Source organism: Bacillus sp. G16 (assembly GCF_021282335.1).
Classification (GTDB): Bacteria; Bacillota; Bacilli; order Bacillales; family Bacillaceae; genus Bacillus; species Bacillus inaquosorum.
Window position 1 is genome coordinate 306,262 of the sequence record NZ_JAJSOZ010000005.1, and the last position, 24,639, is coordinate 330,900.

A 24,639-nucleotide genomic window follows, 5' to 3' on the forward strand; every position below is an offset into this window, starting at 1 on the left:
TTTTGATAATGACTGAAAATTCACAATCATTTTTGCTATACTGACAGAGACATTGATAAAGAAAGGGCGGCAGACAAGTGAAAGAAGCAGAGGTATTAAAATATGAAGCATTTACAAGCAGTCCCGGCAAAGGAAACCCCGCGGGAGTCGTATTGCAGGGAGACGATTACACTGAAGAAGAGATGCAGATCATAGCTGAGCGCGCCGGATATTCAGAAACCTCATTTATCCGGAAAAGCGAGTCGGCTGATCTTGAACTCCGTTACTTTACCCCCGGACACGAAATGAATTTGTGCGGTCATGCAACAGTTGCTTCTCTTTACGCATTATGTGAAAAAGGAATGCTGGAGAGCGGTAAAACGTACAGCATCCAAACGAAAGCAGGTATCCTGCCTGTGAAAATTTCTGAAAAAGGCGGCCGCATACATATTACGCTTGAACAGGCTTCTCCGCAATTCAAACCATTTACAGGCGATCGGGAAAAACTTGCAGGCGCATTGGGAATCACCGAAGAAGACTTTCATGAAGACCTTCCGATTGTTTTTGGCAGCACTGGCATATGGACAGCCATCGTTCCGCTTAGATCATTAGAGGCCTCCAAAAAAATGGTGCCTCATAACAAACAGTTTCCGGACGTGTTAGTCGATCTGCCAAAGGCTTCAGTTCACCCGTTTACCTTTGAAACCGTTCATCCTAGCAGCGACCTGCACGGACGCCACTTTTCATCCCCGTATTCGGGAACGATAGAAGACCCTGTGACCGGCACAGCATCCGGTGTGATGGGGGCTTATATGAAACAGTACGGCAATGCCGAGCAGCGTGAATTTATCATTGAACAAGGGCAGGAAATCGGGAAAGACGGAAAAGTGGAAATCGAAATGAACGAAGACGGCGGCCATGTAAAAGTGAATATGACAGGAACTGCCGTGTACTCAGAAACCCGTATCCTTAAAATCTAATACGGATGATGGTTTACAAAAAGATGCACTTTCCGTTATTATTATGAATGATAATCATTTTCAATTGCTTAGGAAGGTGAGACGGTATGCCTCAATCCGAACAGATAGATCAACATTCAGCACTGCGGGACATTATACGCAGCAGAAGATCGATTCGAAAATTTAAACAAGAGCCAGTGCCTTCAGCAGTCATTCTTGACATGCTTGAAACAGCAAAATATGCGCCAAATCACAGAGTGACAGAGCCATGGAGATTTATTTACGTTTCCAGTGAAACAGGAAAAGCAAACCTGATCAACACATTTGCGGCGTTCTCTAAGAAATCCAAGCCGGATCTGACAGAGGAAAAGCTTCAAAATTTCAAAAACACACTCGGACGCGTCCCGGGATTTCTGCTCGTCGTGTTTCAAGAAGATGAAAACGAAAGAGCGCGAGACGATGATTTTGCGGCAACCAGCTCATTGATCCAAAATCTTCAGCTTCTTGCCTGGGAAAAAGGAATCGGCATGGTTTGGAAAAGCGGAAAAATCCTTTACGACAACGAAGTGCATCAGGCCTTTGGTTTACAGGATAATGAACGATTCGCCGCCATCATACAAACGGGCTATCCTGACGAAGCGCCGGAAGTAAAAGAACGCACGCCGATTCGTGAACGCTTCACCGACATGTAAAAAAACCCCTGTCTCAAACGGAGACAAGGGGTTTTTCATTAACGTTTTTTCTTTTTCGCTCTGTTGTCGGCTGCTTTCGCACGCTCTTGCGCTTCGCGGTCATCCGCGTCAGCAAGCTCGCTTGAATATTCTTCGTAAACGCCGTCTGTTTCCCTTTTTAATGCATCGGGAACTTGAGGAAGTTTTTGTTTGTTTTTATCACGGTTTTTGTGGATATGATTTCTGCCCATATCAAATTCCCCCTAAAAAGTGATATCAAACAAACATAGTATCTGGCTTTAAGGGGCTATGTATTCCTACTTCCGCTTAGCAGCTTTTTCCGCTTTTTTAAATTCGCCTGAATAAAGCACTTCCTGCATTTTCTTCAGGTTGGCTCCTTGCTGATGCTTCTCCCTCTTCTTTTCCATAAAAAGGACCTCCTTCAACCATGTTATTCTTAAGGTTGACGCTTCCTTCCGTTTTTATACAGCCTTTCGTTCCGTTATCAGCTGTGAGAGTGCGAATTCAAGATCCGAATATGTAAAACGAAATCCAGAGGTCATCGCTTTTTTAGGCAGAGCGCGCTGTCCTTTCACAATCAGAAGACTCATTTCACCCAATGCTTTTGATAAAAAGAATTCCGGAACAGGGAGCCAGTGCGGGCGATGCTTCACCCTTGCAATCGTTTTTCCGAATTGCTCCATTTCCACAGGATTAGGCGCGGTGACATTCATTGGACCTGAGATGCCGGCGTTTTCCATCGCATAACAGATCAACTGGGCTGCGTCCTCGACATGAATCCATGACAGCCACTGTCTGCCTGTTCCGATCGTGCCGCCGGCCAGAAGCTTATAGGGAAGAACCATAAGCGGAAGAGCGCCTTTTTCTCCAAGCATCACGCCAAATCTCGCATAAACCGTCCGGATGCCCATCGCCTCAATTTTCTGTCCTTCCTTTTCCCACATATGTGCAGTATGGCTGAGAAAATCCTCATCTGACGTCGCGGAATCCTCTGTAAAGGTTTTTTCAAGACTTGTGCCGTAAATGCCCACCGCACTGGCCTGGATCAGCGCTTTCGGTTTTTCCTTCTGTTTTTGAATAAGCCGCTGCACTTCACGCGTCGCATTGATACGGCTGGAGAGAATTTGCTGCTTCGTTTTTTCTGTCCAGCGGCCAAAAATTGATTTTCCCGCAAGATTTACCCAGACATCTATATGAGGAAGTTCCTGCTCAGGCGCGGCTCCTTCTGTCAGCCATTGGACATATGTGATATTTTTTTGTTCAGTTTCCCTTGCGTTTCTTGATAAAATATAAACATGGTGTCCCTGGCGGGTAAGAATGCCTGTCAGATGCTGGCCGAGAAAACCGGTTCCGCCCGTCATTGCTATATTCATGATTATCTCTCCTCATCGTTCTAATAAATATACTTTACCTCATTTTAATGAAAGAAAACGCGTTTCAGGCCTGAGAAGGGAGATTAAGATGCCATTTATTACAAAAATATCAACGCAAAAAAAGAATACGGAACGGTTCAATATTTTTCTGGATGAAAAATACGCCTTCAGCGTGGACGCGGACGTGCTCGTGAAATTTGAGCTCAAAAAGGGAAAAGAGCTTGATGACCTTGACATCATTGAGATTCAATACGGCGATGAAGTGAAGAAAGGCTTCAACCGTGCGCTTGAATTTTTATCCTACCGAATGAGGTCAACGAAAGAGGTTGAGGACCACTTAAAGAAAAAAGAAACCTCGGCGCCCGTCATTGCGGAAGTCATCCATAAGCTCAACGACTATAAGTACTTAAATGATCAGGAATTTGCCGCAGCCTATGTCAGCACCCACAAAAAAACGAACGGAAAAGGCCCTGACGTTTTGTCCAGAGAGCTGAGAGCGAAGGGGATCGACGACGATACAATTAAGGAGGCGCTAAGTTCCTTTTCCTTTGAGGATCAGACCAGAGAAGCGGTCAAGCATGTTGAAAAGCTTCTCAAAAAAGATAAAAAACTTTCGACAAAAGAACTCAAACAGCGCGTCCAGATGCAGCTTCAGCGCAAGGGTTTCTCATTTGATGTCATCAGCGCGGCGCTGGAGCAGATTGAATATGAAAATGATGAAGACACAGAGAAAGAAGCGCTGCGCCTTCATGCGGAAAAAGCGTTTAGAAAATACCGCTATGACGGCTCATATGAAAGCGCCATGAAGGTCAAACAATTTTTATTCCGTAAAGGATTCTCACTCGATTTAATCGAGCAATTTCTGCAGGAAGAGGAGTAGCTGGAAAAATGGAGAAACGATACAGTCAAATGACACCGCACGAACTCAATACCGAAATTGCATCACTTTCTGAAAAAGCAAGAAAAGCCGAACAGCATGGAATCATAAACGAACTGGCAGTGCTCGAACGGAAAATTACGATGGCAAAAGCATATTTGCTGAACCCGGAAGAATTCTCACCGGGAGAAACGTATCGTGTGGAAGACTCTGAAGACGAGTTTACCATCAGCTATTTAAATGGCGTTTTCGCTTGGGGGTACAGAACCTCGTCACCTCATCAAGAGGAAGCGCTGCCAATATCAGTATTGCAAGAAAAGAAACAAGCGTAACAGGGAGGCTGAATATCAGCCTCTTTTTTATATGCAGCACATTTACACGAAATCTTAAAGAAAAAATCATTGAATTCACTCCAAAAATCTTTTAAGATGAAACTCGTTGTTTTTTAAAATCAAAGGAGGCGATGACGTTGAGTATCAAAAACCCCTCTGTAAAATTCATTATATTTGTTCTTATGATTTGTACATTTTCAATCGGATACACAGAATACGCGGTGATGGGTATTTTGACGTCGATTGCCAATGACTTTCATATACAGGTTTCATCTGCGGGGCTTCTTGTCACGGCCTATGCGGCAAGCGTCTGTTTGACTGGCCCGATCGTCACCATCATTTCCGTCAAGCTTCCGAGAAAGCCTGTGCTGCTTGGATTGATGGCGGTTTTTATCCTTTCCAACCTGATGAGCGCGCTGGCGCCGAATTTTGCGGTATTGGCCGTCTCAAGGATCTTATCTGCGTCCATTCACGGCGCTTTCTTCGCGATTGCCATGGTATTCGCGAGTGAAATGGTTCCGCCGGAAAAGCGTGCCGCAGCTGCTGCATCAATGAACGGCGGGCTGACAGTGGCTCTGATGCTTGGTGTTCCATTCGGCTCTTATCTCGGAGATGTCCTGAATTGGAGAGCGGTATTTTCTATCATTACCGCACTTGGTGTCATCGGATTCTTAGGCCTCATGGCTGCCGTGCCGAACAGAAAACCAAAAGTGATCCCAATGCTTATGAATGAGTGGGGAGTATTTAAACACAAACAAGTGCTGTATTCCTTCGCGATTACGATTTTAGGCTATTCCGGCGTCTTTATCGCCTACACCTTTATCGAACCGATTTTGAGACATTCAGCGGGATTCAGCACGGTCGGCATTACAGGCGCTCTCTTTGCGTATGGCTTGGGAGGCGTTGCAGGGAATTTCTTTGCGGGAAAAGTGCCGCTTCCTTTGCTGACTCGGACGATGATCGGCGTGATGATCGGTTTGATCGGTGTTCTGGCCGTATTTCCTTACATCGCCATTTACCCGGCCGCAGCTATTGTTGCAACGTTCTTATTCGGAGCATGCGCATTCGGCACGCCGCCTCTGCTGCAAACGAAGGTTATTTCCTCATCTGAGAGCGGCACAACCATTGCCGCGGCTGTCAGCGTATCAGCGTTTAACCTTGCTAATGCACTCGGTGCGTGGATCGGCGGAATGATTCTAAGCGGAACAGGTTCTTATTCCTGGCTGTTTGCAGGCGGAGCGCTTATGACCGCATGCGGACTCGTGCTTTCTACCTTCGCACATGTATCAGAAAAGAAGAGCATCTATGAGTATCAAGTCAATAAAGGGTAAAAAACAGCTGCAGCGTATGCAGCTGTTCAAATTGTCGACAAAACCCTAAAGCGGTTCTCGCTTTAGGGTTTTGTCATCTTTTCAGCGTGATTGAAAACCCTTGAAGTCTAGGAAGGCCGAGCATCGGAGCACAGCGAATGTTTTAATTCGTGAGCACTGACGCGCAGGCCTGACAACGAATGCGAGGGTTTGTCTATACGCTGAACAGCTGCAGCGCATGCAGCTGTTCTTCCTTACCGTTTGCCGGAGGCTCTCATTTTTTCTTGAGGATGCTGATTGATTGATCCGTCAGCACGCTTTGAAGCATAGTCGTCCTTTGCTCTCGGTTCACCCTGAAATTTGTTTTCGTTTTCGTAAGGAAATCCTTTTTCTTTATTTCGGACCATGTCATTTCCCCCTAGGTTCGAGATCAAAAAGTTGCGTCTTTCCAGATGAAGACGTAAGGTTAGTATATGGAGAACAGCACGTTTTAAAGCGTCATTTTTTTCCTGAAGAAAGGAGACTGCACACATGAATACGTACATTGAGAAACTGACAAATCTGCTTCTGGAAAAGAACGATATGATCAGCTATATACAGGCAAAAACATGGGTGGAATTGCTATGGAGCGATTTCGAAGCAACCTATGCAAAAGCGGGACATGCCTATCAGGGTGAAAAGATGACCGAAAAAATCGTCACACAATGGATCGAAAACTATGGCGGTCAGCTCCACCTTTTCCAAAGCTCCCGTGACGACGTAAATGATTACTTAAACCAAAGCAGAGGCCTTTTGCATTAAAAAAACTGCCGTTAGCATCCGGCAGTTTTTTTTCATTTCCTTAAAATTACCTTAACAGGCAGAAAAAATAAACAAAACGTGTTTCAACCATCGGTCAATCAGGGAATACCACTTATATCTTGTCAAATGCGAGGAGGAGCTTTATATGAAAAAGAAACAAGTATTGCTCGCTTTAACAGCTGCCGCAGGACTGGGTTTGACAGCAACTTATTCCGCCCCCGCAGCAAAAGCTGCGCCCCTTCACAACATATCTGTCAGCATGCCATCATCCGATTCTTACATCATAAAAGCAGGAAAGCTGAATGTCCGGACTGAGCCAAATCATAAAGGTGACATTCTTGGCACTATATCATCAGAACAAAAAGTTACAGTCAATGGTTTCGCAAATGCCGATTGGGCTCAAATTCAATTCAAAGGAAAAAAAGCATATATTTCAACACACTTCTTAATGAAAACCCCAAGCCAAGCGAAAACAGCGAAACAGACAGCCTTCTATGCACCGACACCCGAAAACGGAAAAGCCAAACAGCTCTCTTCCGGAACAGAGGTGACAATACTCGGGTGGGGGTTCAGTGAAAACGGCGGATTTGACTTTACCTGGGCATTCGTTGATTACGGAGGAGTCAAAGGCTATATTCACACAAAGGACTTACAAATATGATAAAAAGGCAGGCCGAGGCTTGTCTTTTTGCCTGGATATGAAACATTTCTTCTTTCTGCACGTAACAATGAGAAAGGGGATGATGATATGGCTGGTTTAGTCAGCGGAGGACTAATGGTCATTGCGGGTATACTGATCAAACTGTTTCCTCCCAAATCCATCAACAGTGTGTACGGATACAGAACGAGACGCTCAATGTCAGATCAAAGATTATGGAATGAAGCGAACCGTTACAGTGCATCATTGATGATCATGTCGGGTTTGGTGATTGCGGCGTTGGGTTTGCTGCTGAGATCAAACTTGATCATTCTTCAGCTGATCCTGCTGCTTGCCGCCTGTGTCATCACGTTTATGCTAACGGAGAAAAGGCTGAAAAACATGACGCACAGTCAAGGGGGAGATATGAGTGGACGGAGTTAATTGCCAGTTTGTCAAAACAAACGGAATCACGCTCCACGTTGCAGCCGCAGGGCCGGAGGACGGCCCGTTAATTGTCCTGCTCCACGGATTTCCTGAGTTTTGGTACGGCTGGAAAAATCAAATCAAACCGCTCGCCGATGCGGGGTATCGTGTCATTGCTCCTGATCAGCGAGGCTACAATCTCAGTGATAAACCGGACGGTATTGATGCTTATCGGATTGATACATTAAGAGATGATATCATCGGGCTTATTACGCAATTCACAGATGAAAAAGCAATAGTCATCGGGCATGACTGGGGAGGAGCTGTCGCATGGCATTTGGCATCCACACGCCCGGAATATCTTGAAAAGCTGATTGCCATCAACATCCCGCACCCGCACATCATGAAAACCGTAACGCCGGTTTATCCGCCGCAATGGCTGAAAAGCTCGTATATCGCATTTTTCCAGCTTCCCGACATACCGGAGGCATCACTAAAGGAAAATGATTATGAAACATTAGACAAAGCGATTGGATTATCAACCCGTCCTGAGCTTTTTTCGTCTGAGGATGTCAGCAGGTACAAAGAAGCGTGGAAACAGCCCGGTGCGCTGACAGCTATGCTGAACTGGTACAGGGCCCTCAGAAAAGGAAGCCTTTCAGAGAAAACCACTTGCGAAACAGTACCCTACCGGATGATCTGGGGAATGGAGGACCGCTTTTTAAGCAAAAAGCTTGCGAAAGAAACGGAAAGGCATTGCCCGAATGGACATCTCATTTTTGTTGATGAAGCTTCCCATTGGATTAACCACGAAAAACCTGCCATCGTCAATCAGCTTATTTTGGAATATCTTAAAAAACAATAAGTCAGATTTTCTCTCCATTCGTCTGTCATAATGGCAGACTTTTTCTGTGCGTTTTTTTCATACTCTGTTTTAAACATGACAAAATAACATTAAAAATCATGAATGTCACCATAAAAATGTAACAAAAAACAGGTTTAAACGACTTTAAAAAAAGGAATAGCCTTACTGAAGATTTGTGTGAAACTCCCCTAAGGCAATACTTAAAAAGAATAATAAAAAGAAGGTGCCTTAATGAAGCAAGGATTAATCTCGATTATTATCCCGTCTTACAATGAAGGATATAATGTCAAACTCATTCATGAATCTTTGAAAAAGGAATTCAAGAGCATTCATTATGATTATGAAATTTTCTTCATAAACGACGGAAGTGTTGATGACACGCTTCAGCAGATCAAAGACTTGGCAGCCGTATGCAGCCGGGTAAAATACATTTCTTTTTCTCGAAACTTCGGAAAAGAAGCCGCGATTCTGGCGGGCTTTGAGCATGTTCAAGGCGAGGCGGTTATTGTAATGGACGCCGATCTGCAGCATCCGACCTATTTGCTGAAGGATTTTATCAAAGGCTATGAAGAAGGCTATGATCAAGTCATTGCCCAAAGGAACAGAAAAGGGGACAGCCCTGTCCGCTCACTCTTGTCATCTCTGTATTACAAGTTCATCAATAAAGCGGTGGAGGTTGATTTGCGTGATGGTGTCGGAGACTTTCGGCTGTTAAGCCGCCAAGCCGTGAACGCCCTTTTGAAGCTGAGCGAAGGCAATCGCTTCTCAAAAGGTCTGTTTTGCTGGATTGGCTTCGATCAGAAAATTGTGTTTTATGAAAATGTCGAACGAAAAAACGGCACATCCAAATGGTCATTCAGCAGTTTGTTTAACTACGGAATGGACGGTGTCGTTTCATTTAATCATAAGCCGCTGAGAATATGCTTTTATACCGGCATTTTCATTTTGCTGCTTTCCATCATTTATATCATTGCCACATTCGTTAAAATTCTGACTAACGGCATTTCTGTGCCCGGATATTTCACTATCATCTCAGCAGTGTTATTTCTCGGGGGAGTACAGCTGTTAAGCCTCGGAATCATAGGCGAATATATCGGCCGAATCTATTATGAAACAAAAAAACGCCCGCATTATTTGATTAAAGAAGCGAATATCCCGAACAAAGACCTGCCTGAAACGAACGAATTGAAAAGCGTGCGGCGTCTGACAAAAATGCACTGAAATCACCAAGCGCCATTGGCAGTGCTTTTTTTGCGTGTCTACCATTTCAAAAGCAAGACTGGAGAATTTATATGAAAAGAAAATATGTCATGATCTATGCGGCCAGTCTGCTGGCATCCGTTCTGGCACATGCTTTTTTTGTGAAAGAATGGACGGACGGCAGATATATGACAGGTCCGGGAGACGGGCTTGCGCAAATGATCGTATTTAAAAAATTACTATTTGAACAATATACCCACGGGAATTTTTTCTACAATTATTCATTCGGACTCGGCGGCGGCACATTCAGTCAGCTTGGCTATTATTTTTCTGCTTCCTTTCTTTTTCTTGCGGTATCCGCCGCCGTCTGGCTTCTTCAAGCCGTTCAGCTGATTGGAGAAGCGAATACGCTTTTTTGGGCGGAGTCAGCTGTTTTTATCAGTATTTTCAAACTGAGCGTGATCATCTTTACGGCCGCTTCTGTTTTTCACTATATTCTCAAACATAGAGCGGCGTCGTTCACGGGGGCTGTTTTATACGGTGTCTCGATCATTTATTTCCGCCACGAAGCGTATTGGGAATTTTTCACCGATACAATGATTTGGCTTCCGCTGCTTGTGCTCGGAGCAGAAAAAATCATTAGAGAGCGGCGTCCGGCATGGTTTATCATTGCGTGCTCGCTCACATTAATCAACAATTTTTACTTTGCATACATAAACCTCATATTCATCGGAATCTACGTGCTGTTCAGATGGCTGATAAGGCTGGACGAGCACGAAGAGAAAAGATGGATTCAATGCAGAATGTTTTTGGTTTCAGGGATCATTTCTTTCGGCATCAGTGCGGCGGCGTTTGTGCCGGTAGTATACGGTTTTTTAAACAACCTGCGCCCTCCGTACAGCCAGAAAATAGAGTGGCTCAATTTCGACGATAATATCTTATTTTCGAGCCGGATCATTATTTTGCCGGCAGCCTTTCTGCTGTTTTTGTTTATTGTTTCTTTTTACAAAAACCGCGTGTTTCGACTCTTTGCCGGATTGAGCCTGCTGTTTATTCTTCTTCATTTCAGTCCGTATGCGGCAAGCGTATTTAACGGCTTTTCCGCCCCTCAAAACCGATTTGAATATGTTCTGGCCTTTACGATTGCGGGAGCAGCTGCGGCAGGCCTGTCACAGCTGTCTGAACTGAAACGGAAAGAACTGCTCCCGGCTGCCGCGGTTGTCCTTCTTCTTTACTTGTATCATATCCAAAGGTATGAGCTTGATATATGGAAGCCTGCGAATGAAAGCATTCTATTGCTTTTATTCCTGACAATCGCTGCCTTGTTTGCAGTAGCTTTTACGAAAAAACGGGCAACGGTGGCTGTGTACGGTGTGATCATTCTATCTTCGCTGTTTGTCGCCAACACCTATCAAAAATACACACTCTCAGAAGGCGGCGGCCTGGACAGTGTGACAAAAGCATATCTCACGGGTGAGGAATACAAAGGGCAAGAATCATCTGAGATCATCAGACGTTTACAGAAGGAAGACGATGATCCGCTCTTGAGAATCGACTGGATGAACGGGGTCCGCAATAATACGCCAATTATTTATGGGTTTAATGGCTTCAGCGCCTATTCCAGCATTTTAAACAAACATCTGCTGACCTTCTATTGGAATGACTTGAGCATCGATATGGGAAGGGAAAGCGTCAGTCGTTATGCGTCATTGGGAGACAGGGCGAATTTGTACAGTCTGCTTTACGGCAAATATTATATGACGGAAAAAACAAACGAAGCCAATGTCCCGTACGGCTTCAAAAAGCATTTGGAATCGGAGCATTATGTCGTTTATGAAAATCAATATATGCTTCCTTTCATCAAAACAGCCGATGCCATATACAGCGAAAGTGAGCTGGACAAATTGCCTGCTCTTGCGAAAGAACAGGCAATGCTGAAAGGAATTGTAGTAGCGGATCCATCGGAGAAAACGGAGCAGGCACCAAAACTGGCCAATCTGATTCCCAAGTCTGACATCTCCGCAAAACATGCCCAGTATCAAAACGGACTGCTTACTGTAACTGGAGAAAACGGAGGAGAACTGATCATCACTCCGAAAGAGGCTTCATCCGCACCGGGAGACTACTATGTCAGCTTTTATATGAAAAGCAAAGCAAAAGACAAAGGATTTACGTTAAAGGTAAATGATTATGCCACAACGAGGAAATCGAACCAATCGATTTATAAAACCGGAGTAAATGATATAACGATCAGAGTGCCTAAATCAGGCCATATCTCAATCAAACTTCCGAAAGGAACGTATGAGCTGAGAAACATAGCGCTCTATGAAGAAGATTACCAAACGCTGAAAAGCGCAGCGCTGCAAAATAAAACAGACAAAGCAGACAATCTGAAATGGGATAAAAATAAGCTGACGTTCGCATATCGTCTTCCGAAAAATCAGTACATCATGCTTCCGATCCCCTATGAAAAAGGCTGGGAACTGAAGATCAACGGGAAAACACAGACGATCGAAAAAGCGGATTATGCTTTCATAGGCTTTAAGGCGCAAAAGGGAGACAATGACATTGAACTGGTCTACTATCCGCCATACTTCAAAATATCGGCGCTCATCTCTCTCGTCAGTCTGCTGCTTGCTGTTTTATATATAAGACGAAAAAAGCCCGGCTCTAAATAGAGCCGAGCTTTAATTTTTTCTGAAGCTTTTCTTCGCTGAATATCCATCCTGTATAGGATGAGCGAATCGTGAGATCATGGCCGATATGAACGATGGCCACAAACGGATAATGGCCTTTGCTCCGATAACGCAGGTCAATAAATCTCACCTCATAATGGTCTTTGAACGTATCCACTTCCCACCGATAAACCGGAGAAAATGAAAGAAACGCTGCAATGTTATCATCCTGCTTTGCCGCTTGCATCACTTCGGTTTCAGGAACTGGCACCCGATTAAACGTATCCAGAATCACTACATGCCCTTCCATGCTTCTTCCTACATAGAAAGCATGGGCTGTCGTCACGGCGATCCGCCATTGCCTGAATTTCATCGTCGGTGAAATAATAATGCTTTCGATCTCATCATGAATCATCTCATGAAGCTTTCGTTTGATTCTCAGCTGCATGATCAGGCGCACCATATAATAGCCAGCCAATATGATATATAAGCTGAGAAACGTGATGCCGGGACTGCCGCCCGCGTACCAAATCGCGATAGCCGCCAGATGGCTGATAAAAATAAACGGATCAAACGTATTAATCAGCCCGAGCGCAACCCATTTTTTCGAAAACGGACGTATCGCTTGTGTTCCGTACGCATTGAAAATATCAACAAAGACATGCAGAACGACTGCCAGCAGCGTCCACAGCCACAGGTGCAGAAAATCGGCCTGCGGATAAAATAAATACAGAATCGCCGGAATGATGACAGACCAAAACAAAACGGCGGGAATTGAATGGGTAAATCCTCTGTGATTTCTTATATAAACAGCATTATTTTTAAGCTTTAACACAGTATCAATATCCGGAGCCTGAGAGCCCGCAAGCGTTGCGATCATAACAGCGTGAGCCATTGCCGGATCTGCTCCGACAACAGGGTCAAGCGTCGCAATACCGCCTAGTGCGATGCCCATCACGACATGTGTGCCCGTATCCATAGGTGACCTCCTTGCAGAATTGTCCTGCACATTCACTTTTGTAAGATATTCCCCATTTTCATATACCCGATTTTTAAACCGATTCAATCTTTCTCATATGTTTCCGCTTTTTCTTTACTTCTATTTAATGTAACATATTATCGTACTGTGCCCTTAGTGTACAACAAAAAACAGTCTAAAGAAAAGCGGGGCGCGAAAGACTGGGGAGAAACACATATGAACGTACTTGAAGACAAATTAAAACAAAAAGACATACAGCAATTTCGCGATGATTTAATCTCATGGTTCGAACGAGAGCAGCGCATTCTGCCGTGGAGAGAGGACCAAGATCCATATAAAGTGTGGGTATCTGAAGTGATGCTGCAGCAAACGAGAGTAGAGACAGTGATTCCTTACTTTCTGCGGTTTGTGGAACAATTCCCGACAGTAGAAGCGCTCGCTGATGCTAATGAAGAAAAAGTGCTGAAAGCATGGGAAGGGCTCGGCTATTATTCGCGAGTCAGAAACCTGCAAAGCGCGGTAAAAGAAGTGAAACAGGAATACGGGGGCATTGTTCCTCCAGACGAGAAAGAATTTGGCGGCTTAAAAGGTGTCGGCCCTTATACAAAGGGAGCTGTGCTCAGCATCGCCTACAATAAACCCATTCCCGCGGTTGACGGAAATGTGATGCGTGTCATGTCCAGAATTCTTTCCATTTGGGATGATATTGCCAAACCAAAAACAAGAACGATCTTTGAAGATGCAGTCCGTGCATTTATTTCAAAAGAAAAACCATCTGAATTCAATCAAGGCCTGATGGAACTTGGAGCCTTGATCTGTACGCCGAAATCGCCTTCATGCCTGCTATGCCCGGTTCAGCAGCATTGCTCAGCATTTGAAGAGGGCACTGAACGGGAGCTTCCGGTAAAAAGCAAAAAGAAAAAGCCCGGGATCAAAACAATGGCCGCGATCGTACTGACTGATGAAGACGGACAAGTGTATATACACAAACGGCCGTCAAAAGGTTTGCTCGCCAACCTGTGGGAATTCCCTAATCTTGAAACACAAAAAGGGATTAAAACCGAGCGTGAACAGCTCACTGCATTTTTAGAAAACGAATGCGGGATACAAGCTGATATCAGTGATCTGCAAGGTGTAGTCGAGCACGTTTTCACCCACCTGGTATGGAATATTTCTGTGTTTTTCGGTAAAGTAAAACAAGTGTCGGATACCTCAGAGCTGAAAAAAGTAACGACAGAAGAGCTCGAACAATTTGCGTTCCCGGTGTCACATCAAAAAATCTGGAAGATGGCAGTGGAAGCAGCCGTATACTCGGCCGCTCCGTAAACATTCTTAATCGTAGGAGACGCGCGTGCCGTGGCTGTAGTCTGCTTCATTGCGCTTCATTCCGCCGCGCGCTTCAATTTCTTGCGTTAATTCCCGGTATTTTGATTGGCCTTCTTCGTTCAAATAAGGCATAATTTGCTGAAAGGCATGATGAAAATAGGCGAGTTCACTGTTTTTCCAATCTTCTTTGGAAACCATGTTTAATTCGCTCATATCACGTCCGACATACATAACAGAAGACCCCCCTTTTAAGTTCTTGCCATTATTGTTTGTGGAAATAAAAGAACTATACGCTACAAGGAGATGAGGAAAAAATGGAACAAAATAAATGCGCACTCGTAACAGGAAGCAGCCGCGGTGTCGGAAAAGCGGCAGCGCTTAGACTTGCTGAGAATGGCTATAACATCGTTATTAACTATGCACGCAGCAAAAAAGCCGCTTTGGAAACAGCGGAAGAAATCGAAAAGCTTGGCGTCAAAGTGCTTGTCGTTAAAGCAAACGTAGGACAGCCTGCAAAAATCAAAGAAATGTTTCAGCAAATTGAAGAAACGTTCGGCAGACTTGATGTTTTTGTCAATAATGCCGCTTCAGGCGTTCTGAGACCTGTCATGGAATTAGAAGAAACACACTGGGACTGGACGATGAACATTAATGCGAAAGCATTGCTTTTCTGCGCTCAGGAAGCTGCCAAGCTAATGGAAAAGAACGGAGGCGGGCATATCGTCAGCATCAGTTCATTAGGTTCTATCCGCTACCTTGAAAACTACACGACGGTTGGTGTATCAAAAGCGGCATTAGAAGCTTTAACCCGTTATCTTGCGGTTGAGCTCTCACCAAAACAAATTATCGTCAATGCCGTTTCAGGCGGAGCGATTGACACTGATGCGCTCAAACACTTCCCGAACAGAGAGGATCTGCTTGAGGATGCGCGTCAAAACACGCCGGCGGGACGCATGGTCGAAATTAAAGACATGGTTGATACTGTTGAATTTCTAGTGTCTTCCAAGGCTGACATGATCCGCGGACAGACAATTATCGTTGACGGCGGACGCTCACTGCTCGTTTAAAAATTTTAAAAAAGAGGAATAGCCATACGATCACCTGCACATTCTAATGACCGTGGAGGTGATAACAATGGCTAACTCAAATAATTCAAGCAAAACTAACGCTCAACAAGTTAGAAAACAAAACCAACAATCAGCTGCTGGTCAAGGTCAATTTGGCACTGAATTTGCTAGCGAAACAAACGCTCAGCAAGTCAAAAAACAAAACCAGCAATCAGCTGCTGGCCAACAAGGTCAATTCGGCACTGAATTCGCTAGTGAAACTGACGCACAGCAGGTAAGACAGCAAAACCAATCTGCTGAACAAAACAAACAACAAAACAGCTAATCACTGAAACAGAAAAAAGCACTTCATCTTCGGGTGGAAGTGCTTTTTTCTGTTTAAAAAACGACAAAACTTGTGAAAGGTCTACAGAATGAGTCAAAGGGTTTGCTTTATTGAGATCGAAATGATTAAAGGAGGAAACGTTTATACTTTCACCAGGCTGAAGGAGGAACCGATGACGGAATTTGAAAAGCTGGTAAGTGAACAGATGAAAACGATGGACAAGCTTCTCGATCTCCAATCAGAGCTCGACCGCTGCAAACAAATTGAAGCAGAACTCCGGCATTTGGAAAGGGATGCAAGGCTGCTCGGAATTCAGAATGAAATTGCGGTAAAACGGAAACATCTTGCCGATATACAGGATATGTTTCAAAAGCAGACAGAGCAAGTGATTCGTTCTTATCGCAGCTCAGAAAAGCCGTCTTCCTTTGTGTAGAGCAGGAATGTGCCATTCCCCGGCCGGAATGGCTCTTTTATTTTCATTTTTCAATTTGTAACGTTATAATAGGTAAAAGACGTTGTCGGTAAGCAAATTTGGACATACTAACTGTAGGGCTTTATAGAAAGTAGGGGAGAAATATGGGTTATCCCAAGGAAGGAGAAACCATTCAAATTCACAGCTATAAGCACAACGGGCTGATTCATAGAATTTGGAATGAGACAACAATCTTAAAAAGTACAGAAATGTGTGTCATCGGAGCCAATGACCGGACGATGGTAACCGAATCAGACGGCCGGACATGGATAACCAGAGAGCCCGCAATCTGTTATTTTCACGCAAGACAATGGTTTAATGTCATCGGGATGCTGAGGGAAGACGGGGTTCATTACTATTGCAACATCAGTTCACCGTTTGCCTATGATGGCGAAGCAATTAAATATATTGATTATGACTTAGATGTTAAGGTTTTTCCTGACATGACCTACAATATTCTCGATGAAGACGAATATGATGATCATCGGAAATCCATGAATTATCCAAAAGAAATCGACAGTATTTTAAGAGACTACTTAAACACGCTGCTCCATTGGATTCACCAGCGGCAGGGACCGTTTGCGCCCGAGTTTGTCGATATGTGGTATGAACGGTATTTGCGCTATACAAAATAATCGTTACGTAAAAACCTGTTGCGGGGTACAACAGGTTTTTCACATGGGCTCACACACATCATGATAAAGAGAGAGGGGGAATCAACGTGGGGGTTATGAAACGCTACATGCAATTCGTCAAACCTTATAAGAAGCAAATTTTCGTCACAGTATTAATTGGGATCGTAAAATTCTCCATTCCGCTTGCTCTCCCATTGCTTCTGAAGTACGTAGTAGACGATATTATTCAAGGAGGCGGCACGGCCAATGACAAAACAACGTCATTGTTCACCATTATGGCGATCATGTTCGCCTTATTTTTAATTTTGCGCCCGCCTGTAGAATATTATCGGCAATATTTTGCCCAGTGGACAGCCAGCAAGGTGCTCTATGATATAAGAGCCAAGCTGTTTGATCATATACAGAAGCTGAGCCTTCGTTTTTATGCGAATACGAGAACAGGGGAAGTCATTTCCCGAGTGATCAATGATGTGGAACAAACAAAGGATTTTGTCATCACAGGCCTAATGAATATATGGCTCGATATGCTGACGATTTTGATTGTGATTTCTATCATGCTGACACTTGACATTAAATTAACACTGATCTCTATCGTTTTATTTCCATTATACGGCATATCAGTGAAGTATTTTTACGGCCGTTTAAGAAGGCTGACAAGGGAGCGCTCGCAGGCGCTTGCTCAAGTGCAGGGGCATTTGCACGAGCGCATTCAAGGCATGCCGGTCATCAGAAGCTTTGCGATAGAAGATCATGAACAGGCTAATTTTAATGAGAAAAACAGCCATTTCTTAGATAAAGCCATCCGCCACACGAATTGGAATGCCAAAACCTTTGCGGTCGTCAATACCATTACAGATTTGGCGCCGCTCATCGTGATTGCGTGCGCCGGCTATTTTGTCATTAATGGACCGCTGACAGTCGGAACAATGGTCGCGTTTGTCGGATATATTGATAGAATGTACAACCCTGTCAGAAGGCTGATTAATTCGTCTACCACATTGACACAGTCAATCGCATCAATGGACAGGGTGTTTGAATTTATTGACGAGCCATATGAACTCACTGACAAACCAAATGCCATTAAGGCCGATCAGATACGCGGAGAAGTGGAATTTCAAAACGTTTCGTTTCAATATGAGAAGGAAAAAGAAAACATTCTCCATGATGTCTCTTTAAAAGTAAATAAAGGAGAAACTGTAGCTCTCGTCGGCATGAGCGGAGGAGGCAAATCAACACTCGTCAGCCTGATCCCGAGATTTTATGATGTGACAACCGGCAGATTGCTGATTGACGGGACAGATATTCGCGATTATGAAGCGAGAAGCCTTCGCAACCAGGTTGGCATGGTGCTTCAGGATACCTTTTTATTCAGTGAAACGATTCGGGAAAATATCGCAATCGGCAAACCTGATGCCACGCTTGAAGAGATTATCGAAGCCGCCAAAGCTGCCAATGCCCATGAATTTATTATGGGTTTTCCTGAAGGGTATGAGACCCGGGTGGGAGAAAGAGGCGTTAAGCTGTCAGGTGGACAAAAGCAGCGAATCTCAATCGCGCGGGTATTTCTGAAAAATCCGCCGCTCCTCATTTTAGATGAAGCGACATCAGCTCTTGATTTGGAAAGTGAGCATTACATTCAAGAAGCGATGGACAAACTGGCGAAGGACAGAACAACTTTTGTTGTCGCCCACCGCTTATCGACCATCACACATGCGGATAAGATTGTTGTCATGGAAAACGGCACAATCATTGAAGTCGGAACCCATGATGAACTCATGGACTATGACAGTCAGTACAAGCACTTATTTACCATTCAAAACTTGAGCTGAACATCAATCTTATATCCTTTTAACGAAGGATATAAGATTTTTTTGTATATAAAAAAACCCGGCTGTTCAACCGGGTTACTCTTCTGTTTCTATTTCGCAGTCTTTCGGATGATACGTTTGAAAACTTGTGATGAGCGTTTCTAAATGTTCAAGCTGCTCGCGATATTCTACGGCACTTGCCATAATATTAAGCATGTTGTAATCAATAAGCTCATCATCCGTGTTTTGCTGATTTTTTAAAAATGACTTTGTTAAAAGCTGCTTATATCGAATGCCTTCTTCATCCGCGTCATCATGCGGCTTGATTTTGCCGACAAACCGCATCAAAATCCGTTCATGCCAGTGCAGCAGGTAATCAAGCTCTTCGGTCAGTGTTTCCTGAAACTCTTCCGGCATATGATAGATGTCGTTTTCCAGACGATGCAGCTTCTTCAGTGTATCAAGCGCCCGGTTTGCAGTGATAATGGCCTGTCTGAACAGGACAAGCTTTCTTGATTTCACATAGGTCGTTTTCTTAAAGTAGCTTCTTTCTTCTTTATATAGAAGATATGTCTGATCAAGCTTGATCATTTTTTCTTTCAGTTTTTCAATATCCTCTTTCAAAATCGAATGCTCTGTTGACTGCCGCATGGACAGCCTGATCCACTTCATAATTTCTTCTGTGTTTTCGACCGTATTATGAATCAGCTTTGTTTCATACTTAGGGGGCAAAAACACAAGGTTAACGATAAAGGAAGAAAGCACCCCTAAGATGACTGTGCTTGTTCTGACCAGGGCGAACATTAAAAAGTCGTCACCGGCAGATTCTAATATCGCAATAACTGTTACAAGAGCAATCGAAATTGTATGTTCAATTTTAAGTTTCAGCATGATTGTAATGACAATAACTGCTGTCAACCCGATCATGATCGGGCTGGGTCCGAAAATAAGGCCGAACACTGTGGCAATCACAGCTCCGATAATATTTGCCTGAACCTGATCAATAATAATGAGAAAAGAGCGGTAAATCGACGGCTGGATCGCAAATATCGCTGCAATTCCAGCAAAAATCGGCGCGGGAAGCCCGATCCACGAAGCCAAATAAAGGGCGAGTGTAATCGCAATCCCGGTTTTGAAAATGCGGGCACCAAGTTTCATTGGTTTGTGCGTGCATTCCTTTCTATAGTAAATTGTGTGACATAGCAAATGGCTAATCCTTAAAATTCCCGGTTAGTTTATTTGCTAAACAATTAAGTAATATACAGGGATCGATACAAATATTCAAGCTATTTTTCAAGAAAAAGACCAAAATCTTACACGCTGTTTAAATGAATAAAAAAACAGGAGCTTTATGCTCCTGTTCAGGGTGTCCGATTCTAGTTTTTAAGATGTTTAAAAGCATCCTCGACCGCTACAAGCGTGTCTTTAATATCCTGCTCTGTGTGTGCTGTTGTAATAAACCAGGCTTCATATTTAGAAGGTGCTAAATTAATTCCGCGTTCCAGCATCAGCTTGAAAAACTTAGCGAATGTTTCTCCGTCACTGCGTTCAGCCTGCTCGTAATTTTCGACTTTCTCATCAGAGAAATAAACTGTGAGTGCGCCTTTTAACCGGTTGACGGTAATCGTGATGCCGTGTGTTTCTGCGTGCTGTAAAATGCCTTCCTCCAGCATAGCGCCAAGATGATCAAGCTTTTCATACACGCCCTCCTCTTTGAGCACTTCCAGACAAGCGATGCCTGATAGGATGGAAGCGGGATTCCCGGCCATTGTTCCAGCTTGGTAAGCTGGTCCAAGCGGAGCTACCTGCTCCATGATTTCTTTTTTACCGCCATAGGCGCCGATCGGAAGTCCGCCGCCGATAATTTTTCCGAGAGCTGTTAAATCAGGTTTAACCTGTAAGAGATCCTGTGCGCCGCCATACATAAAGCGGAAAGCTGTAATGACTTCATCGTAAATAACGAGAGCACCCGCATCGTGTGTCAATTCATTTACTTTTTCTAAGAAGCCCTCTTTCGGCTCAACAATTCCGAAGTTGCCGACAATCGGTTCAACGAGAACCGCCGCGATCTCACTGCCCCATTTATCAAGGGCCGCTTTATAGCTTTCGATATCATTAAATGGAACTGTGATCACTTCGTTTGCAATGCTTTTTGGTACACCGGCTGAATCTGGTGTGCCGAGAGTAGACGGGCCAGAGCCGGCGGCGACAAGCACAAGATCTGAATGTCCGTGATAACAGCCTGCGAATTTAATGATTTTTGTCCGGCCTGTATATGCGCGAGCCACTCGGATGGTCGTCATAACAGCTTCTGTTCCCGAATTGACGAATCTTACTTTGTCCATAGCAGGAATGGCTTCTTTGAGCATCTTTGCAAATGTAACCTCATGTTTCGTCGGTGTTCCATACAATACACCGTTCTCTGCTGCTTTTTTAATCGCTTCTGTAATATGCGGGTGGGCATGTCCGGTAATGATCGGACCATACGCCGCTAAATAATCGATGTATTTGTTGCCGTCCACATCCCAAAAATAAGCGCCGTTTGCTTTTTCCATTGCGACGGGAGAACCGCCGCCGACCGCTTTATATGATCTAGACGGGCTGTTTACACCGCCGACAATGTGCTCTAATGCCTCATTGTGAAGTTCAATTGATTTTGTATGCAAGAATAAAAACCTCCTATATCTCCATGCGTCCTTTCTATTGTAGCATGCTTCCAAACAAGAACAATGGATTCAGGCTCAAGTTGCAGGGACGATAGTTGTAATCTGGACAAGAATTGGATACGCTTAATAAAAAAACACTCGGAGGTAACGTAATGACGATAGAAATCGGACAAAAAGCGCCTGATCTTGAGTTAAAAGGCGATCATGGGGAAACAGTAACATTATCGGATTATAAAGGAAAGTATATCGTGCTTTATTTTTATCCGAAAGACATGACACCGGGATGCACAACTGAGGCATGCGATTTTCGGGACAGCCACGAAAGCTTCGCTGAACTGGATGCCGTTATTATCGGCGTCAGCCCGGACAGCCAGGAAAAGCACGGAAAATTTAAAGAGAAGCATAACCTTCCTTTTCTGCTTCTTGTTGATGACGAACACAAACTGGCGGAAGCGTTTGACGTATGGAAGCTAAAGAAGAACTTCGGAAAAGAATATATGGGAATTGAGCGCTCTACTTTTCTAATTGACAAAGAAGGCCGGCTCGTTAAAGAATGGAGAAAGGTAAGAGTGAAAGACCATGTAGCCGAAGCGCTTCAAACCCTCAAAGATATGTCGGAAAAGTAAATTCGTCTCTCAGCATCAAATGATATGCTTACTTTTGCCCTAATATCAATTGACAAATTATCGTAAAAAGAGTTACACTAATTATAAACATTACAATGTAAGAATTTTTTTTAGAAGAGAGGTGCATGACGGATGGCTGCACATGAACTAAAAGAAGCCTTAGAAACGTTGAAGGAAACCGGAGTTCGCATTACTCCTCAACGTCATGCGATTCTGGAATATCTCGTTAACTCTATGGCTCATCCAACAGCGGACGATATATATAAAGCTCTGGAAGGGAAATTTCCTAACATGAGCGTAGCGACGGTATATAACAATTTGCGTGTGTTCCGGGAATCCGGTTTGGTGAAGGAGCTCACATACGGCGATGCTTCAAGCAGATTCGACTTTGTCACATCCGATCACTATCACGCGATTTGTGAAAACTGCGGTAAAATTGTGGACTTCCACTACCCGGGCCTTGACGAAGTGGAGCAGCTGGCTGCCCATGTCACGGGTTTTAAAGTAAGCCACCACCGTTTAGAAATTTACGGCGTCTGCCAAGAGTGTTCGAAAAAAGAGAACCATTAAAAATAAGCTGACCGCACGAAACGGTCAGCTTATTTTATTTGGACATTTTCTTTTTATTATAAGACTCATCAAATTCTTTTCCTTCTAATCCCTTATCTAAAGTTAGCGGCTCTCTGCAATGCATGCACATATCTACTCTTCCTAAAACCTTTGTCTCTTTTTCACAGCCCGGACATATAACGCGAACCGCTTTGGTCGAAAGCATTCCGATCCAAAAGTAAACAACCGTACTGAGACCGATGGATAAAAGCCCAAGTATCATAAACAAACTAGAAAGCAAAACTGAATCTTTGAAAAAGATCCCGATGTACATAATGATAAACCCAACGAAAATCAAACTTAACGCAAATGTTCTGATTTTATTAATTTTGCTGGAGTATTTCGCCATGTCCATCCCCCTCTGATTTAACTATAGCACAAACCCAATGGGATTTTCTTCATGTTTTCGGTTGAACTGGAATTTACATATGGAGACTTACAGTGAAATTGTTTATAATAGTTCAATGTGTTTAGAAAAAAGGAATTTCGTTTTAACCATAGAATTGAATCAAATAGAGAATAAAAAAATTTGAACAATTGCATTGGAGGAATAGTGATGGATAATCTTCTCCGTCCAATTTACCAAGAAAGAGCAAGTCATCCCAATACATTGGCTGTCATTATGATTGAGAGAAGAAACAAAACATCTTCCTTAACAGATAACTTTGATGCTGCTCTGCTGGTAATTGTAAAGGAGGCTGACGAGCCTGTTTTTATAAAGCATTATGAATTTGATCAAAAAACAGCTTCTTTGCATGTGGTAACAGATTCTCAGATTCAAGAATGGATTTTGCTCGGGACAAATAGAAGAATCATAGATTGGATTGTAAATGGCAGAGTCATGTTTGACCGTAATGAATACATTGCCGAGCTGATTGACAGGCTGAATACATTTCCGTTTGCCGAACGCAAACTGAAGATCGGACTCGAATACGGCAAATTAATCAGAAGATATGTTGAAGGAAAAGCTTTTTTTGAAGCGAATCAATTTTTAGATGCTTATAACGCGGTTGTTCATGCGTTGCATCATTTAGCGCGTATTGAAGTAATCGATAGGGGATTTCACCCGGAAACAACGGTATGGAGCCAAGTGCGCCAGATGGAGCCCCAAGTGTACAAATTATATTCCGAGCTGATTGAAAGTCACGAGAGCTTGGAAAAAAGACTCGAATTATTATTCTTAGCAAATGATTTTCTCATCCATTCCAAAGCTGAGATCGGTTCAGCACATCTTTTCGAAGTAATGAAAGGAAAAGACATTTGGCAATTTGGTGAGCTTCTTCAGCATCCTGACTTAAAGCACTATACCCAAGACCTTGGCGTTATGCTTGATTACCTGACGGAAAAGGGACTTATCAACGTTTGCCAGATAGAAACGAAAGGACAGGCTGTCTATCACCGAGGATATTTTTTTAAAAAAGATATTGACTCTGATTCTTGACCATGTTATATTATTAAACGTCGCTGATGCGCTTCTGAAAAAACAAGCTCACAGCGGCGGAGAAATAAATTAAAAAAACATTTGACAAAAGAAAGTCGAAATGTTATATTAATAAAGTCGCTTCAACAAGAAGTGAAAATGATCTTTGAAAACTAAACAAGACAAAACGTACCTGTTAATTCATTTTTAAATAAATCGCACAGCGATGTGCGTAGTCAGTCAAACTACTTTATCGGAGAGTTTGATCCTGGCTCAGGACGAACGCTGGCGGCGTGCCTAATACATGCAAGTCGAGCGGGCAGATGGGAGCTTGCTCCCTGATGTTAGCGGCGGACGGGTGAGTAACACGTGGGTAACCTGCCTGTAAGACTGGGATAACTCCGGGAAACCGGGGCTAATACCGGATGCTTGTTTGAACCGCATGGTTCAAACATAAAAGGTGGCTTCGGCTACCACTTACAGATGGACCCGCGGCGCATTAGCTAGTTGGTGAGGTAACGGCTCACCAAGGCAACGATGCGTAGCCGACCTGAGAGGGTGATCGGCCACACTGGGACTG

Annotated in this window: 29 protein-coding genes and 1 rRNA gene; 21 read left to right on the forward strand and 9 right to left on the reverse strand. The window is 43.8% G+C overall.

Annotated elements, in window-relative coordinates; translation table 11 throughout:
• The first annotated feature begins 77 nt into the window (after positions 1-77).
• Both LWH95_RS08570 and LWH95_RS08575 read left to right on the forward strand, forming a co-directional pair.
• The gene (locus LWH95_RS08570; protein ID WP_148983224.1) at positions 78-959 is read left to right on the forward strand and encodes a PhzF family phenazine biosynthesis isomerase; all 882 of its coding nucleotides are present in this window, start codon (positions 78-80) and stop codon (positions 957-959) included.
• Between the two features lie 86 nt (positions 960-1,045).
• Positions 1,046-1,630, forward strand: coding sequence for a nitroreductase family protein (locus LWH95_RS08575; protein WP_232919342.1), 585 nt, complete (start codon positions 1,046-1,048; stop codon positions 1,628-1,630).
• Between the two features lie 38 nt (positions 1,631-1,668).
• On the opposite strand, the gene LWH95_RS08580 is transcribed toward LWH95_RS08575, so the two are convergent.
• From LWH95_RS08580 to LWH95_RS08590, 3 genes are all read right to left on the reverse strand, one after another.
• Positions 1,669-1,860 carry a YfhD family protein gene (locus tag LWH95_RS08580; protein WP_019257831.1) on the reverse strand — a complete coding sequence of 64 codons (192 nt, stop codon included), beginning with the start codon at positions 1,858-1,860 and terminating at the stop codon, positions 1,669-1,671.
• Between the two features lie 66 nt (positions 1,861-1,926).
• Positions 1,927-2,037 carry a YfhE family protein gene (locus tag LWH95_RS08585; RefSeq protein ID WP_003223230.1) on the reverse strand — a complete coding sequence of 37 codons (111 nt, stop codon included), beginning with the start codon at positions 2,035-2,037 and terminating at the stop codon, positions 1,927-1,929.
• Positions 2,038-2,091: 54 nt separating this feature from the next.
• Positions 2,092-3,003: a TIGR01777 family oxidoreductase gene (locus LWH95_RS08590; RefSeq protein WP_119913582.1), complete on the reverse strand. Its 912-nt coding sequence runs from the start codon at positions 3,001-3,003 to the stop codon at positions 2,092-2,094.
• Positions 3,004-3,091: 88 nt separating this feature from the next.
• Between LWH95_RS08590 and recX the strand changes: the two genes are divergently transcribed.
• The 3 genes from recX to LWH95_RS08605 all read left to right on the forward strand — a co-directional run bounded on the left by recX (position 3,092) and on the right by LWH95_RS08605 (position 5,543).
• Positions 3,092-3,883 carry a recombination regulator RecX gene (gene recX, locus LWH95_RS08595; protein ID WP_148983227.1) on the forward strand — a complete coding sequence of 264 codons (792 nt, stop codon included), beginning with the start codon at positions 3,092-3,094 and terminating at the stop codon, positions 3,881-3,883.
• Between the two features lie 8 nt (positions 3,884-3,891).
• Entirely contained in the window at positions 3,892-4,212 is a 321-nt protein-coding gene (locus LWH95_RS08600; protein ID WP_003239713.1) for a YfhH family protein, read from the forward strand.
• A 137-nt stretch (positions 4,213-4,349) separates the two neighbouring features.
• Positions 4,350-5,543 (forward strand): MFS transporter, encoded by a 1,194-nt coding sequence (locus LWH95_RS08605; RefSeq protein ID WP_003239711.1) that lies wholly within the window; start codon positions 4,350-4,352, stop codon positions 5,541-5,543.
• A gap of 233 nt (positions 5,544-5,776) precedes the next feature.
• On the opposite strand, the gene LWH95_RS08610 is transcribed toward LWH95_RS08605, so the two are convergent.
• On the reverse strand, positions 5,777-5,929 hold the full coding sequence (locus tag LWH95_RS08610) for a small, acid-soluble spore protein K (RefSeq protein ID WP_010330867.1): 153 nt from the start codon (positions 5,927-5,929) through the stop codon (positions 5,777-5,779).
• Positions 5,930-6,053: 124 nt separating this feature from the next.
• Between LWH95_RS08610 and LWH95_RS08615 the strand changes: the two genes are divergently transcribed.
• The 6 genes from LWH95_RS08615 to LWH95_RS08640 all read left to right on the forward strand — a co-directional run bounded on the left by LWH95_RS08615 (position 6,054) and on the right by LWH95_RS08640 (position 12,129).
• Entirely contained in the window at positions 6,054-6,323 is a 270-nt protein-coding gene (locus LWH95_RS08615; RefSeq protein WP_003239709.1) for a YfhJ family protein, read from the forward strand.
• 145 nt (positions 6,324-6,468) lie between these two features.
• Positions 6,469-6,984 (forward strand): SH3 domain-containing protein, encoded by a 516-nt coding sequence (locus tag LWH95_RS08620; protein WP_148983229.1) that lies wholly within the window; start codon positions 6,469-6,471, stop codon positions 6,982-6,984.
• 87 nt (positions 6,985-7,071) lie between these two features.
• Entirely contained in the window at positions 7,072-7,404 is a 333-nt protein-coding gene (locus LWH95_RS08625) for an SdpI family protein (protein WP_148983230.1), read from the forward strand.
• Positions 7,391-8,251, forward strand: a complete 861-nt coding sequence (locus LWH95_RS08630; RefSeq protein WP_232919343.1) for an alpha/beta fold hydrolase — start codon at positions 7,391-7,393, stop codon at positions 8,249-8,251. The genes LWH95_RS08625 and LWH95_RS08630 overlap by 14 nt, the downstream gene beginning before the upstream one ends.
• A gap of 231 nt (positions 8,252-8,482) precedes the next feature.
• The gene (locus LWH95_RS08635; protein ID WP_003239699.1) at positions 8,483-9,472 is read left to right on the forward strand and encodes a glycosyltransferase family 2 protein; all 990 of its coding nucleotides are present in this window, start codon (positions 8,483-8,485) and stop codon (positions 9,470-9,472) included.
• 71 nt (positions 9,473-9,543) lie between these two features.
• Positions 9,544-12,129: a YfhO family protein gene (locus LWH95_RS08640; RefSeq protein WP_232919344.1), complete on the forward strand. Its 2,586-nt coding sequence runs from the start codon at positions 9,544-9,546 to the stop codon at positions 12,127-12,129.
• Here LWH95_RS08640 and LWH95_RS08645 read toward each other — a convergent pair.
• Positions 12,122-13,105: a metal-dependent hydrolase gene (locus LWH95_RS08645; RefSeq protein ID WP_003239695.1), complete on the reverse strand. Its 984-nt coding sequence runs from the start codon at positions 13,103-13,105 to the stop codon at positions 12,122-12,124. The two genes, LWH95_RS08640 and LWH95_RS08645, sit on opposite strands and share 8 nt — an antisense overlap.
• Before the next feature lie 216 nt (positions 13,106-13,321).
• Here LWH95_RS08645 and mutY point away from each other — a divergent pair, with 216 nt between their 5' ends.
• A complete protein-coding gene (gene mutY, locus LWH95_RS08650; protein ID WP_232919345.1) occupies positions 13,322-14,431 on the forward strand; it encodes an A/G-specific adenine glycosylase in 1,110 nt (369 codons plus the stop codon).
• A 6-nt stretch (positions 14,432-14,437) separates the two neighbouring features.
• Here mutY and LWH95_RS08655 read toward each other — a convergent pair whose 3' ends face one another.
• Entirely contained in the window at positions 14,438-14,662 is a 225-nt protein-coding gene (locus tag LWH95_RS08655; RefSeq protein ID WP_003223257.1) for a hypothetical protein, read from the reverse strand.
• An 83-nt stretch (positions 14,663-14,745) separates the two neighbouring features.
• Between LWH95_RS08655 and fabL the strand changes: the two genes are divergently transcribed.
• The 5 genes from fabL to LWH95_RS08680 all read left to right on the forward strand — a co-directional run bounded on the left by fabL (position 14,746) and on the right by LWH95_RS08680 (position 18,759).
• Entirely contained in the window at positions 14,746-15,498 is a 753-nt protein-coding gene (gene fabL / locus LWH95_RS08660; RefSeq protein WP_003239690.1) for an enoyl-[acyl-carrier-protein] reductase FabL, read from the forward strand.
• A gap of 67 nt (positions 15,499-15,565) precedes the next feature.
• A complete protein-coding gene (sspE, locus tag LWH95_RS08665; protein WP_003239689.1) occupies positions 15,566-15,823 on the forward strand; it encodes a gamma type acid-soluble spore protein SspE in 258 nt (85 codons plus the stop codon).
• 172 nt (positions 15,824-15,995) lie between these two features.
• Positions 15,996-16,256, forward strand: a complete 261-nt coding sequence (locus tag LWH95_RS08670; protein ID WP_003239687.1) for a YgaB family protein — start codon at positions 15,996-15,998, stop codon at positions 16,254-16,256.
• 143 nt (positions 16,257-16,399) lie between these two features.
• Positions 16,400-16,930 (forward strand): nucleoside tri-diphosphate phosphatase, encoded by a 531-nt coding sequence (gene ntdP / locus LWH95_RS08675; RefSeq protein ID WP_003239685.1) that lies wholly within the window; start codon positions 16,400-16,402, stop codon positions 16,928-16,930.
• Positions 16,931-17,016: 86 nt separating this feature from the next.
• The gene (locus LWH95_RS08680; RefSeq protein WP_060398222.1) at positions 17,017-18,759 is read left to right on the forward strand and encodes an ABC transporter ATP-binding protein; all 1,743 of its coding nucleotides are present in this window, start codon (positions 17,017-17,019) and stop codon (positions 18,757-18,759) included.
• 75 nt (positions 18,760-18,834) lie between these two features.
• Here LWH95_RS08680 and LWH95_RS08685 read toward each other — a convergent pair whose 3' ends face one another.
• Complete coding sequence (locus tag LWH95_RS08685) at positions 18,835-19,896, reverse strand: aromatic acid exporter family protein (RefSeq protein WP_232919346.1); 1,062 nt, start codon at positions 19,894-19,896, stop codon at positions 18,835-18,837.
• A gap of 218 nt (positions 19,897-20,114) precedes the next feature.
• Positions 20,115-21,404: a glutamate-1-semialdehyde 2,1-aminomutase gene (locus tag LWH95_RS08690; RefSeq protein ID WP_003239678.1), complete on the reverse strand. Its 1,290-nt coding sequence runs from the start codon at positions 21,402-21,404 to the stop codon at positions 20,115-20,117.
• Between the two features lie 152 nt (positions 21,405-21,556).
• Here LWH95_RS08690 and bcp point away from each other — a divergent pair, with 152 nt between their 5' ends.
• Positions 21,557-22,030, forward strand: a complete 474-nt coding sequence (gene bcp / locus LWH95_RS08695) for a thioredoxin-dependent thiol peroxidase (protein WP_003239676.1) — start codon at positions 21,557-21,559, stop codon at positions 22,028-22,030.
• Positions 22,031-22,162: 132 nt separating this feature from the next.
• Positions 22,163-22,600 carry a peroxide-responsive transcriptional repressor PerR gene (perR, locus tag LWH95_RS08700; protein ID WP_003223285.1) on the forward strand — a complete coding sequence of 146 codons (438 nt, stop codon included), beginning with the start codon at positions 22,163-22,165 and terminating at the stop codon, positions 22,598-22,600.
• A gap of 34 nt (positions 22,601-22,634) precedes the next feature.
• Here the strand turns inward: perR and LWH95_RS08705 are convergent, their stop codons facing one another.
• Entirely contained in the window at positions 22,635-22,988 is a 354-nt protein-coding gene (locus LWH95_RS08705) for a YgzB family protein (RefSeq protein WP_232919347.1), read from the reverse strand.
• 207 nt (positions 22,989-23,195) lie between these two features.
• On the opposite strand from LWH95_RS08705, the gene LWH95_RS08710 reads away from it, so the two are divergent.
• The gene (locus LWH95_RS08710; RefSeq protein WP_133489086.1) at positions 23,196-24,080 is read left to right on the forward strand and encodes a nucleotidyltransferase-like protein; all 885 of its coding nucleotides are present in this window, start codon (positions 23,196-23,198) and stop codon (positions 24,078-24,080) included.
• 229 nt (positions 24,081-24,309) lie between these two features.
• Positions 24,310-24,639 (forward strand): 16S ribosomal RNA (locus tag LWH95_RS08715); the annotation flags it as partial.